The following is a 13,205-nucleotide window of genomic DNA, read 5'->3' as shown; positions in this document are numbered from 1 at the left end:
ATGTTACGTATTGCCGACAAAGTCTTTGATTCACATCTGTTTACCGGAACCGGAAAATTCGCCTCCCCGCAACTGATGGTGGATGCCATTCGTGAAAGCGGCAGCCAGCTGGTGACGCTGGCGATGAAGCGCGTGGATTTGCGTCAGCACAACGATGCCATACTTGCGCCGTTACTGGAGGCAGGCGTGACGCTCTTACCGAATACCTCCGGTGCGAAAACGGCCGAGGAAGCAATTTTCGCTGCGCAACTGGCGCGGGAAGCGCTCGGCACCCGCTGGCTGAAGCTGGAAATTCATCCGGACGCCCGCTGGCTGTTGCCCGATCCGATCGAAACCCTGAAAGCGGCAGAGAAGCTGGTGCAGCAGGGGTTTACCGTTCTGCCCTACTGTGGTGCCGATCCTGTGCTGTGCAAGCGTCTGGAAGAGGTCGGCTGCGCGGCTGTAATGCCGCTAGGGGCGCCCATTGGCTCCAACCAGGGACTGGAGACCCGGGCGATGCTGGAGATCATCATCGAGCAGGCGACCGTGCCCGTGGTGGTGGATGCGGGCATCGGCGTACCCAGTCACGCCGCGCAGGCACTGGAGATGGGGGCCGATGCGGTGCTGGTCAATACCGCGATTGCGGTGGCCGACGACCCGGTGATGATGGCGCGTGCGTTCCGCCTTGCCGTCGAGTCCGGTCTGCTGGCTCGGCAGTCCGGCCCCGGCTCGCGCAGTGTTCAGGCGCAGGCCACCAGCCCGCTGACCGATTTTCTGGAGGCGCTCTGATGGCTACCTTTACCGATCGCTGGCGTCAGCTTAACTGGGACGATATTGCCTTACGCATCAACAGTAAAACCTCTGCGGACGTAGAGCGGGCATTAACAGCCAAACATTTGACGCGCGAAGATTTGATGGCCCTGCTTTCTCCGGCAGCCAGCGCGTACCTTGAACCGATGGCCCAGCGCGCGCAACGCCTCACCCGCCAGCGTTTTGGCAACACGGTGAGCTTTTACGTGCCGCTCTATCTTTCTAATCTGTGCGCCAATGACTGCACCTACTGTGGTTTCTCCATGAGCAACCGTATTAAGCGTAAAACGCTGGATGAGCATGAGATCGCCCGCGAGTGTGCGGCTATTCGTGAGATGGGTTTTGAACATCTCCTGCTGGTGACGGGTGAACATCAGGGCAAAGTGGGGATGGACTATTTTCGCCAGCATCTTCCGGCCATCCGCCGCGAATTTGCCTCGTTGCAAATGGAAGTGCAGCCTCTGTCGCAGGAGGAATATGCGGAGCTGAAAACCCTCGGGCTGGACGGCGTAATGGTTTATCAGGAAACCTACCATGAGGCGACCTATGCCCGGCATCACCTGAAAGGGAAGAAGCAGGATTTCATCTTCCGGCTGGAAACGCCGGACAGGCTGGGGCGCGCCGGTATCGATAAAATTGGGCTGGGCGCGCTTATCGGTCTGTCCGACAGCTGGCGGGTGGACTGCTATATGGTGGCGGAGCATCTGCTGTGGCTACAGCAGCAGTACTGGCAAAGCCGCTATTCCATCTCTTTCCCGCGACTGCGTCCCTGTACGGGAGGCGTTGAACCCGCCTCGCTGATGGATGAGCGCCAGCTGGTGCAAACCCTGTGTGCATTTCGCCTGTTCGCGCCGGAAGTGGAATTGTCGCTCTCCACGCGTGAATCCCCCGCGTTTCGCGACCGCGCGATCCCGCTGGCGATCAATAACGTCAGCGCCTTTTCCAAAACGCAGCCGGGCGGTTACGCGGACGATCACCCGGAACTGGAACAGTTTGCACCGCACGACGGCCGACGGCCCGAAGCGGTGGCGGAAGCCCTGACTGCACAGGGGCTACAGCCGGTGTGGAAAGACTGGGATAGCTGGCTGGGAAGAGCCTCGCATTAGCGCTGAAACTGTCTGCAAAAATGCGAAAAGGTTACGAGGCGGCTCGTAAGATCATAACCGGGCGATTGAGGCGATCTGCCCGGTTTTCTTATGCTTAACCACGTCAGCAACGGACGCTGACCAGGGTGAAAATGCTTCTTCCTCGTTTCGCCCTGCCCTCCGCCTCTTAAACAAAATTCAATTGATACAATAAATACGTCGTTTCTTATCTACGCTTAAGATAAATCATCTCGTCGGTAATCGCCTTCTGTATAATTTACTACCAGCAACCGGACAGCGACTATGCTGAGGGTATCGACAGACGCAACGCGTCTACCATCTGGATTGATGTACAACTCATGGCACTCCACAGTAAAAAGCTCTCTTTTACCCGGCCAATTATGGTCAGCTTCGCGGGGATCCTGTTCAGTTTCGCGCTGATCGCCATCCTGGTCATCCTTTCACAGAGAAAGGATTTTCTTGAGGATTATCATAAAATTAATGGTAATTTCACCCATAATCTGGCGGTGAACTATACCGAATCCATCCTGCGAGAAAATGACTATATTCTTGGTCGCGCTGCGATGTACTTCGCCCGTAACGACAGAGTAAATCAGACAATAAATATCGATCCGACACACGGTTTGCAGATGTTGATGCATTTGCAGAACCTGATGCCGACGGTGTCGTCTATCTCTCTGGCGGACACAGAAGGGCGCCATCTGCGCGCGCCGGAAGTGCTGCCAACGGAGAAAAGTAAGTCGTTCGACGCCAGAACCCGCCCATGGTTTGTCGGGCAAGCGGAAGCCAGCAACTTTCCTCACTACACCCGCCCCTATCTGGACTATTTCACCCAACATCCTACTGTCACCCTCTATAAGCCGGTCATTTCACCGGAAGGCCGTCTGAAGGGCACGCTCGCTTTCCATCTTGATTTAACGTCCATGGGGTATACCCTGCGCCAGATGGTGGCGCCTGTTCAGGGTGAGTTTTTTGTCGTGGAGCGTGACGGCGCCGTTGTGCTGCATCCGGACACGGGGGCGCTCTTTAAGCAGTACGTAAGCGAAGCGCTGATGGACAAAATGACCAGCGGCGAAGGCCATCTTTTCGACCCCAAAAGTAAAACCTGGTATTACTACTACTCTTTCACCAATCCGGACTGGTTTGTGATTTATCGGGTCTCCGATGCCACGCTTAACGTCATCACCCGGCATGAAACCACCGTCGTCGGCTGGGGATTTGCGCTGGCGGCAATCATCATCATTTTGTTCGGGCTTTACCTTCGTCATGCCTCGCGTTCTGTGCTGATGAACATTATCAACGCCATCAAAACCGGCGACGTCAACCAGGCACCACGCCTTGAGGCGATGCTCAGCCATACCATTCGAACCAATAAAGAACGCGAGCTGGCCTATGTCCGTCAGGCCACCCATGATGCGCTGACAGGTTGCAAAAATCGCCGTGCGTTCGATAACGATGTGGATGAGCTGCTGACCGCTCATCAACCCTTCGTTCTGGCGCTGATCGACATCGATAACTTCAAATCCATTAACGACACCTGGGGCCACCTGAGCGGGGATATTGTGCTGCGCAACGTGGCGCGGGAAGGTATTCAGATCATGCAGCCGCACCACGTTTCCGTTTACCGCTACGGTGGAGAAGAGTTCGGCGTGATATTCCCGGCCGAGCTGATGAACTCCGCGCACGCGCTACTGGAAGCCTGGCGCACCGCCGTTGAAAAGCGGACCTGGCGGGAAGAGAATCTGCGAGTGACCTTCAGCGCCGGGATGGGGGAGTGGCACTTCGAACCGCTGGAACAATTTATCGGTAGCGTAGATGAAGCGCTGTATATCGCTAAACAACAGGGTAAAAACCGCATCGTAAGCACGGCCAGCCGATAATACCCTTCCTCAAATTCTGCCCGATCTGACGGGCAGAATGCTCTCCGCTGTAAAATTGTAACCGGTTTCAGGAAAATGCCGATTTCTTTGTGATGCCTGACACACAATCGCGGTAAAGCGGTTGTTGAAGCGGTCTGCACGGGATAATTATCAATAAACACATGTAGATCGAGGCTGACTATGAAGAACATCGTTTTATGCTGTGCAGCGGGAATGTCAACCAGCATGCTGGTTCAACGTATGAAAGATGCCGCGCAGAAAAAAGGAGTCGAAGTAACCATTAAAGCCGTTCCGGTCGCGGAGTTTAAAGATAACATCGCGACGGCTGATATCGTATTACTGGGGCCACAGGTTAAATACGAACAGGCAAAACTCCAGGCGCAGGCCGATCCGCTCGGAAAAAAGGTTGCGGTCATCGACATGATGGATTACGGCATGATGAAAGGTGATGCCGTACTGGAAAAAGCGCTCAAACTTCTGGAGTCATAATGGAAGACTTAGAAACCACGATTATGGAACTGCTGGTCAACGCAGGCGCAGCGCGCAGCGCGGCCCTGACGGCGTTGCAGATGGCGCGAAAAGGCGACTTTGACGAAGCCGAGAAAGCGATGGAAGAATCGCGTGAATATGTGAAACATGCGCATACGATCCAGACGCAGCTTATCGGTCTTGATGAAGGGACCGGGAAACTTCCGGTTAACCTGATCACCGTTCACTCTCAGGATCACCTGATGAACGCGATGGTTATTCAGGATCTGGCGGGCGATATGATTGAGCTTTATCGACGTATCCCGTTAGTGAACTGAAGACATACAGATGTAAAAAAACCCGCCGAGGCGGGTTTTTTATTGTCGGGTGGCGCTACGCTTACCCGACCTGTGATTCATATGCCCGGTAATTTTACCTACCGGGCATCAACGATTACTCGTTGTCGGAACCGCCCAGACCTGCGTTCAGCAGTTCTGCAAGGCTCGCGGATGCATCTTCGGCAGTCACCTGCGGTGCAGCTGGCAGTTCGCCCGCTGCGCGACGGCGCATACGATCCTGGTGGTACGCATAACCGGTACCGGCCGGGATCAGACGACCCACGATAACGTTCTCTTTCAGACCGCGCAGTTCATCACGTTTACCTGCAACAGCCGCTTCGGTCAGGACACGAGTGGTTTCCTGGAACGATGCAGCAGAGATGAAGGACTCGGTTGCCAGAGACGCTTTGGTGATACCCAGCAGATCGCGTGCGAAGGTCGCACCGATTTTGCCGTTCGCTTCCAGATCGCGGTTAGCGATCTTAACGCGTGAGTATTCAACCTGCTCGCCTTCCAGGAAGTCGGAGCTGCCCGCGTTTTCGATGGTTGCTTTACGCAGCATCTGACGAACGATAACTTCAATGTGTTTATCGTTAATCTTAACGCCTTGCAGACGGTATACGTCCTGTACTTCGTTAACGATGTAACGGGTAACAGCATGCACACCACGCAGACGCAGGATGTCGTGCGGCGCTTCTGGACCATCGGAAACCACGTCACCACGTTCTACGCGTTCACCTTCGAACACGTTGAGCTGACGCCACTTAGGAATCATCTCTTCGTACGGCTCGCTGCCATCTACTGGCGTAATAACCAGGCGGCGCTTACCTTTGGTCTCTTTACCGAAGGAGATGATACCGCTGATTTCAGCCAGGATCGCAGGCTCTTTCGGACGACGTGCTTCGAACAGGTCCGCAACGCGTGGCAGACCACCGGTGATGTCCTTGGTACCGCCGGATTCCTGAGGAATACGCGCCAGGGTGTCACCAGAGCTGATCTGTACGCCATCTTCCAGCTGTACAATCGCTTTACCCGGCAGGAAGTACTGCGCAGGCATATCGGTACCAGGGATCAGAACGTCGTTACCCTGAGCATCAACGATTTTCAGTGCAGGACGCAGATCTTTACCGCCGGTAGTACGTTCAGCAGAATCCAGAACCACCAGAGAAGACAGACCGGTCAGCTCGTCGGTCTGACGAGTAATGGTCTGGCCGTCGATCATGTCAGTGAAGCGGATGAAACCACTTACTTCGGTGATAACCGGCATGGTGTGTGGATCCCAGTTTGCAACGGTTTCACCGCCAGCAACCTGCTCGCCATCACCTTTCGCCATAACCGCACCGTAAGGCACTTTATAGCTCTCTTTGGTACGACCGAATTCGTCGATCAGCTTCAGCTCGGTGTTACGGGAAGTGATAACCAGTTTACCGCTGGAGTTCACAACCGACTTCGCGTTGCTGAGCTTGATGCTACCTTTGTTTTTCACCTGGATGCTGGATTCAGCAGCCGCACGAGATGCCGCACCACCGATGTGGAACGTACGCATCGTCAGCTGTGTACCCGGCTCACCGATGGACTGTGCCGCGATAACGCCGATAGCCTCACCTTTGTTGATGATGTGGCCACGCGCCAGGTCACGACCGTAGCAGTGCGCACACACACCAAAGTCGGTGTCACAGGATACAACGGAACGCACTTTCACGGAGTCAACAGAGTTCGCTTCCAGCAGGTCACACCACTGTTCGTGCAGCAGGGTGTTGCGTGGAACCAGAATGTCTGCGGTGCCCGGCTTCAGAATGTCTTCCGCAGTCACACGACCCAGTACGCGATCGCGCAGCGGCTCTTTAACATCACCACCCTCGATAACCGGGGTCATGGTGATACCTTCGAGGGTGCCACAATCGTCTTCGGTGACGACCAGATCCTGCGCAACGTCAACCAGACGACGCGTCAGATAACCGGAGTTCGCCGTTTTCAGTGCGGTATCCGCCAGACCTTTACGCGCACCGTGCGTGGAGATGAAGTACTGGAGTACGTTCAGACCTTCACGGAAGTTCGCGGTGATTGGCGTTTCGATGATGGAGCCATCTGGCTTCGCCATCAGACCACGCATACCTGCCAGCTGACGAATCTGTGCCGCAGAACCACGCGCACCGGAGTCGGCCATCATGTAGATGCTGTTGAAGGAGACCTGCTGCTCTTCTACGCCGTCACGGTTAATCACGGTTTCGGTTTGCAGGTTATCCATCATCGCTTTAGATACACGATCGTTCGCCGCAGCCCAGATATCGATAACTTTGTTGTAACGTTCGCCTGCGGTTACCAGACCAGACTGGAACTGCTCCTGGATCTCAGCAACTTCAGCTTCCGCTTCAGAGATGATCTCGTGTTTCTTCTCTGGGATGACCATGTCATCGATACCAACAGATGCACCTGAACGCGCTGCATAAGCAAAGCCGGTGTACATTGTCTGGTCAGCGAAGATAACGGTCGGCTTCAGACCCAGAATGCGGTAACAGGTGTTCAGCATTTTGGAGATCGCTTTCTTGCCCAGCGCCTGGTTGACGATGGAGAAAGGCAGACCTTTCGGTACGATCATCCACAGAATGGCACGGCCAACGGTCGTGTCTTTCAGGCTGGTGTGCGCAACGAACTCGCCGTTTTCATCTTTTTCGTATTCGGTGATACGCACTTTAACGCGCGCATGCAGAGAGGCCAGGCCAGCGCGATAAATACGCTCAGCTTCTTTCGGGCCAGTCAGCACCATGCCTTCGCCTTTGGCGTTAACACAGTCACGGGTCATGTAGTACAGACCCAGTACAACGTCCTGAGAAGGAACGATGATAGGTTCACCGTTCGCTGGAGACAGGATGTTGTTGGTAGACATCATCAGCGCACGCGCTTCGAGCTGGGCTTCCAGCGTCAGCGGTACGTGAACAGCCATCTGGTCACCATCGAAGTCGGCGTTATAGGCCGCACAAACCAGCGGGTGCAGCTGGATCGCTTTACCTTCGATCAGGACTGGCTCAAAGGCCTGGATACCCAGACGGTGCAGAGTTGGTGCACGGTTCAGCAGTACCGGGTGTTCGCGGATCACTTCGTCCAGGATATCCCAAACGACAGCTTCTTCACGCTCAACCATTTTCTTCGCGGCTTTGATGGTGGTGGCGAGGCCACGCAGTTCCAGCTTGCCGTAGATGAACGGTTTGAACAGCTCCAGTGCCATTTTCTTCGGCAGACCGCACTGATGCAGACGCAGGTATGGACCTACGGTGATTACAGAACGACCGGAGTAGTCAACACGCTTACCGAGCAGGTTCTGACGGAAACGACCCTGCTTACCTTTGATCATGTCGGCCAAAGATTTCAGAGGACGTTTGTTAGAACCGGTGATCGCACGACCACGACGACCGTTATCCAACAGGGCATCGACTGCTTCCTGAAGCATACGTTTTTCGTTGCGTACGATGATGTCCGGCGCAGCCAGATCCAGCAGACGTTTCAGACGGTTGTTACGGTTGATCACGCGACGGTACAGATCGTTCAGATCCGACGTTGCGAAACGACCGCCATCCAGCGGAACCAGCGGACGCAGATCTGGCGGCAGAACCGGCAGAACGGTCAGGATCATCCACTCTGGTTTGTTACCAGACTGAACGAACGCTTCCAGCAGTTTGATACGCTTGGTCAGCTTTTTACGCTTGGTTTCGGAGTTGGTTTCGTTCAGCTCTTCGCGCAGAGTTTCACACTCTTGCTCCAGATCCATGCTCTTCAGCAGGGCCTGGATAGCTTCCGCACCCATCTTCGCGTCGAATTCGTCACCGAACTCTTCCAGCGCGTCCAGATACTGTTCTTCGGTCAGGATCTGGTTACGTTCCAGATTGGTCATCCCGCCTTCGATAACCACATAAGATTCGAAGTACAGAACACGTTCGATATCGCGCAGCGGCATATCCAGCAGCAGACCGATACGGGACGGCAGAGATTTCAGGAACCATATGTGAGCGGTCGGAGACGCCAGCTCGATGTGGCCCATACGCTCACGGCGTACTTTGGTCTGGGTCACTTCAACGCCGCACTTCTCACAGATCACACCACGGTGTTTCAGGCGCTTGTACTTACCGCACAGGCACTCGTAATCTTTTACTGGCCCGAAAATACGCGCACAGAAAAGGCCGTCACGCTCAGGTTTGAACGTACGGTAGTTAATGGTTTCCGGCTTTTTAACTTCACCGAAAGACCATGAACGGATCATGTCTGGCGAAGCCAGAGCAATTTTGATCGCATCAAACTCTTCGGTTTTAGTTTGCGCTTTCAGAAACTTTAATAAGTCTTTCACGGATTTGCTCCCGTCGGAGTTAGCACACTCTGCTGTCGGGCGTTAACCCGACAGCAGTGACCTGTTTGAGCGAGAATTACTCGTCTTCCAGTTCGATGTTGATACCCAGCGAACGAATCTCTTTCAACAGTACGTTGAAGGATTCTGGCATGCCCGGTTCCATCTGATGGTTGCCGTCTACGATGTTCTTATACATCTTAGTACGACCGTTCACGTCATCAGACTTAACGGTGAGCATTTCCTGCAAGGTGTATGCTGCGCCGTATGCTTCCAGCGCCCACACTTCCATCTCCCCGAAGCGCTGACCACCGAACTGAGCCTTACCACCCAGCGGCTGCTGAGTAACCAGGCTGTAAGAACCGGTAGAACGAGCGTGCATCTTGTCGTCGACCAGGTGGTTCAGTTTCAGCATGTACATGTAACCTACGGTTACCGGACGCTCGAACTGTTCACCGGTACGGCCGTCAAACAGCGTAATCTGACCAGACGTTGGCAGACCACCCAGTTGCAGCAGCTCTTTAATTTCAGCTTCTTTTGCACCGTCGAATACCGGCGTTGCAATTGGCATACCTTTGCGCAGGTTCTCTGCCAGACGCAGCACTTCTTCATCGCTGAAGGTGTTCAGGTCGACTTTCTGACGAACGTCGGTACCCAGATCGTAGGCACGCTGGATGAACTCGCGCAGTTTCGCGACTTCCTGCTGCTGTTTCAGCATGGCGTTGATCTTATCGCCGATACCTTTCGCAGCCATACCCAGGTGGGTTTCCAGAATCTGACCGATGTTCATACGAGACGGTACGCCCAGTGGGTTCAGTACGATATCTACCGGCGTACCGTTAGCATCGTGCGGCATATCTTCGATCGGGTTGATCTTAGAGATAACACCCTTGTTACCGTGACGACCTGCCATCTTATCACCAGGCTGGATCTGACGTTTAACAGCCAGATACACCTTAACAATCTTCAGCACGCCTGGTGCCAGATCGTCGCCCTGAGTGATTTTGCGGCGTTTCGCTTCGAGTTTTTTCTCGAACTCGTGTTTCAGTTCGTCATACTGCTCAGCCAGCTGTTCCAGCTGATTCTGTTTCTCTTCGTCGGTCAGGCCCAGTTCCAGCCAGCGATCGCGTGGCAGTTTGTCGAGCTTCTCAGCTTCAACGCCTCCGGCAACCAGCACCGCATAGATACGGCTGAACAGACCTGCTTCGAGGATTTGCAGTTCTTCAGACAGGTCTTTCTTAGCCTGTTTGAGCTGCATCTCTTCGATTTCCAGCGCACGCTTATCTTTCTCAACGCCGTCACGGGTGAAGACCTGAACATCGATAACCGTACCGGAAACACCGTTTGGTACGCGCAGAGAAGAGTCTTTAACGTCAGACGCTTTCTCACCGAAGATAGCACGCAGCAGTTTCTCTTCTGGCGTCAGCTGGGTTTCGCCTTTCGGCGTGACCTTACCAACCAGAATGTCACCGCCGGTCACTTCCGCGCCGATGTAAACAATACCGGATTCATCCAGTTTAGAGAGCGCAGCTTCACCCACGTTCGGGATGTCAGCGGTGATCTCTTCTGGCCCCAGCTTGGTGTCACGGGACACACATGCCAGTTCCTGAATGTGGATGGTGGTGAAACGATCTTCCTGAACCACACGCTCGGAGACGAGGATGGAGTCTTCGAAGTTGTAACCGTTCCACGGCATGAACGCTACGCGCATGTTCTGACCGAGCGCCAGTTCACCGAGGTCGGTGGACGGACCGTCTGCCAGCACGTCGCCGCGCTCAACTGGCTCACCCAGAGACACACATGGCATCTGGTTGATACAGGTGTTCTGGTTAGAACGGGTGTATTTGGTCAGGTTGTAGATGTCGATACCCGCTTCGCCCGGATACATCTCGTCTTCGTTAACTTTGATAACGATACGGGATGCGTCAACGTACTGAACGGTACCGCCACGCTTAGCAACTGCTGTAACACCAGAGTCAACGGCAACAGCACGTTCCATACCGGTACCAACCAGCGGCTTATCAGCACGCAGAGTTGGAACGGCCTGACGTTGCATGTTCGCACCCATCAATGCACGGTTGGCGTCATCGTGTTCCAGGAACGGGATCAGGGACGCACCGACGGATACCACCTGCTGGGTGGATACGTCCATGTAGTCAACCTGGTCGCGGCTGAACAAGCTGGATTCGCCTTTGCTACGGCAGGTAACCAGATCTTCTACAAAGTGGCCTTCGTCATCCAGGTTGGAGTTCGCCTGAGCGATAACGTAGTTGCCTTCTTCGATAGCAGACAGGTAATGAATTTCGTCAGTAACAACACCGTCGGTCACTTTACGATACGGGGTCTCGAGGAAACCGTATTCGTTCGTCTGTGCGTACACGGACAGGGAGTTGATCAGACCGATGTTTGGACCTTCAGGCGTTTCGATTGGACATACGCGACCGTAGTGAGTCGGGTGTACGTCTCGAACTTCAAAGCCTGCGCGTTCACGGGTCAGACCGCCTGGGCCGAGTGCGGAGATACGACGTTTGTGCGTGATCTCAGACAGCGGGTTGTTCTGGTCCATGAACTGAGACAGCTGGCTGGAACCGAAGAACTCTTTCACTGCCGCAGAAATCGGCTTCGCGTTAATCATATCCTGAGGCATCAGGGTATCCAGATCGCCCAGAGACAGACGCTCTTTCACCGCACGCTCTACACGTACCAGGCCAACGCGGAACTGGTTTTCCGCCATTTCGCCTACGGAACGGATACGACGGTTGCCGAGGTGGTCGATATCGTCCACTTCGCCTTTACCGTTACGGATATCGATGAGCTTCTTCATCACTTCAATGATGTCGTCTTTGCTCAGGATACCGGAACCTTCGATCTCGTCGCGCAGCAGAGAACGGTTGAACTTCATACGACCAACCGCGGACAGATCGTAGCGGTCTTCGGAGAAGAACAGGTTCTCGAACAGGCTTTCAGCCGCTTCGCGAGTTGGTGGCTCACCAGGACGCATCATGCGGTAGATTTCGACCAGCGCGCTCAGACGATCGTTGGTTGGGTCGACGCGTACAGTCTCAGAGATGTACGGACCGTGGTCCAGATCGTTGGTGAACAGCGTTTCGATACGTTTGTGGCCAGACTGGCTCAGCTTAGCCAGCAGATCCAGGCTCAGCTCCATGTTCGCCGGGCAGATCAGCTCGCCAGTTGATTCATCAACGTAATCTTTCGCGGCTACTTTTCCTGCAATGTATTCAACCGGAACTTCGATGTGTTTGATATCATCTTTTTCCAGCTGGCGGATGTGGCGCGCGGTGATACGGCGACCTTTTTCCACATACACTTTGCCGTCGGCTTCGATGTCGAACGACGCGGTCTCACCACGCAGACGTTCCGGCACCAACTCCATCTGCAACTTGTTGTCGCGGATTTCAAAGATCACTTTCTCAAAGAACAGGTCCAGGATCTGCTCAGTGGTATAGTTCAGTGCACGCAGAATGATGGTTGCAGGCAGCTTACGACGACGGTCGATACGGACAAACAGGTTGTCTTTTGGATCGAATTCGAAGTCCAGCCATGAACCACGGTAAGGAATGATGCGTGCGTTATACAGTACTTTACCGGAAGAGTGCGTTTTACCTTTATCGCTGTCGAAGAAGACGCCCGGGCTACGGTGCAGCTGGGAAACGATAACACGCTCAGTACCGTTGATAACGAAAGTACCGTTGTCCGTCATGAGTGGAATTTCACCCATGTAGACTTCTTGTTCTTTAATGTCTTTTACGGTGCCTTCCGGCGCTTCGCGCTCGTAGATCACCAGACGCAGTTTTACGCGCAGCGGTGCGGAATAGGTCACGCCACGGATCTGACATTCCTGAACGTCAAACACCGGTTCGCCAAGGCGGTAGCTGACGTACTGCAGCTCGGAATTACCGCTGTAGCTCTGAATCGGGAACACGGAACGGAAGGCTGCTTCCAGGCCGTACTGCCCTTCAGGATCTTGCTCGATAAACTTCTGGAACGAGTCAAGCTGGATAGAAAGGAGATATGGAATGTCCAGAACTTGTGGACGTTTACCAAAATCCTTACGAATACGTTTTTTCTCGGTATAGGAGTAAACCATAGGGTTCCTCAGCTCGCTGACAAGTCGACCCATCTGTCCGACGAAGGGACAGTTTGTGCAACACCATTTTGTGGACCGGAAAATTGAATACTTTCCGCAATACCTGTTGCTATCACGCTTAAACCATTTCATTGCGATTTACACAGAGCGAGCACCCTGTCGCAGTATATTAAGTCGTCG

At 54.1% G+C, this 13,205-nt stretch carries 7 protein-coding genes; 5 read left to right on the top strand and 2 right to left on the bottom strand.

Going from position 1 to position 13,205, the window contains the following annotated elements; all coding sequences use genetic code 11:
* From thiG to ACQG1Y_RS01295, 5 genes are all read left to right on the top strand, one after another.
* Complete coding sequence (gene thiG, locus ACQG1Y_RS01315; RefSeq protein WP_023302917.1) at positions 1 to 768, top strand: thiazole synthase; 768 nt, start codon at positions 1 to 3, stop codon at positions 766 to 768.
* On the top strand, positions 768 to 1,895 hold the full coding sequence (gene thiH, locus ACQG1Y_RS01310) for a 2-iminoacetate synthase ThiH (RefSeq protein WP_015569973.1): 1,128 nt from the start codon (positions 768 to 770) through the stop codon (positions 1,893 to 1,895). The genes thiG and thiH overlap by 1 nt, the downstream gene beginning before the upstream one ends.
* Positions 1,896 to 2,233: 338 nt before the next feature.
* On the top strand, positions 2,234 to 3,775 hold the full coding sequence (locus ACQG1Y_RS01305; protein WP_414234760.1) for a sensor domain-containing diguanylate cyclase: 1,542 nt from the start codon (positions 2,234 to 2,236) through the stop codon (positions 3,773 to 3,775).
* A gap of 180 nt (positions 3,776 to 3,955) precedes the next feature.
* Positions 3,956 to 4,264 (top strand): PTS sugar transporter subunit IIB, encoded by a 309-nt coding sequence (locus ACQG1Y_RS01300; RefSeq protein ID WP_010425948.1) that lies wholly within the window; start codon positions 3,956 to 3,958, stop codon positions 4,262 to 4,264.
* A complete protein-coding gene (locus tag ACQG1Y_RS01295; RefSeq protein WP_003862327.1) occupies positions 4,264 to 4,581 on the top strand; it encodes a PTS lactose/cellobiose transporter subunit IIA in 318 nt (105 codons plus the stop codon). Before ACQG1Y_RS01300 ends, ACQG1Y_RS01295 begins: the two co-directional genes overlap by 1 nt.
* A gap of 115 nt (positions 4,582 to 4,696) precedes the next feature.
* On the opposite strand, the gene rpoC is transcribed toward ACQG1Y_RS01295, so the two are convergent.
* Both rpoC and rpoB read right to left on the bottom strand, forming a co-directional pair.
* Entirely contained in the window at positions 4,697 to 8,920 is a 4,224-nt protein-coding gene (gene rpoC / locus ACQG1Y_RS01290) for a DNA-directed RNA polymerase subunit beta' (RefSeq protein WP_017384083.1), read from the bottom strand.
* 76 nt (positions 8,921 to 8,996) lie between these two features.
* On the bottom strand, positions 8,997 to 13,025 hold the full coding sequence (gene rpoB, locus ACQG1Y_RS01285; protein WP_015569976.1) for a DNA-directed RNA polymerase subunit beta: 4,029 nt from the start codon (positions 13,023 to 13,025) through the stop codon (positions 8,997 to 8,999).
* Between the last annotated feature and the right edge of the window lie 180 nt (positions 13,026 to 13,205).

This window comes from Enterobacter cloacae complex sp. 397G4, from assembly GCF_050031515.1.
GTDB lineage: Bacteria > Pseudomonadota > Gammaproteobacteria > Enterobacterales > Enterobacteriaceae > Enterobacter > Enterobacter hormaechei_C.
The sequence above is the reverse complement of the archived record's forward strand: the minus strand, read 5'-3'. Positions and strand labels throughout refer to the sequence as shown.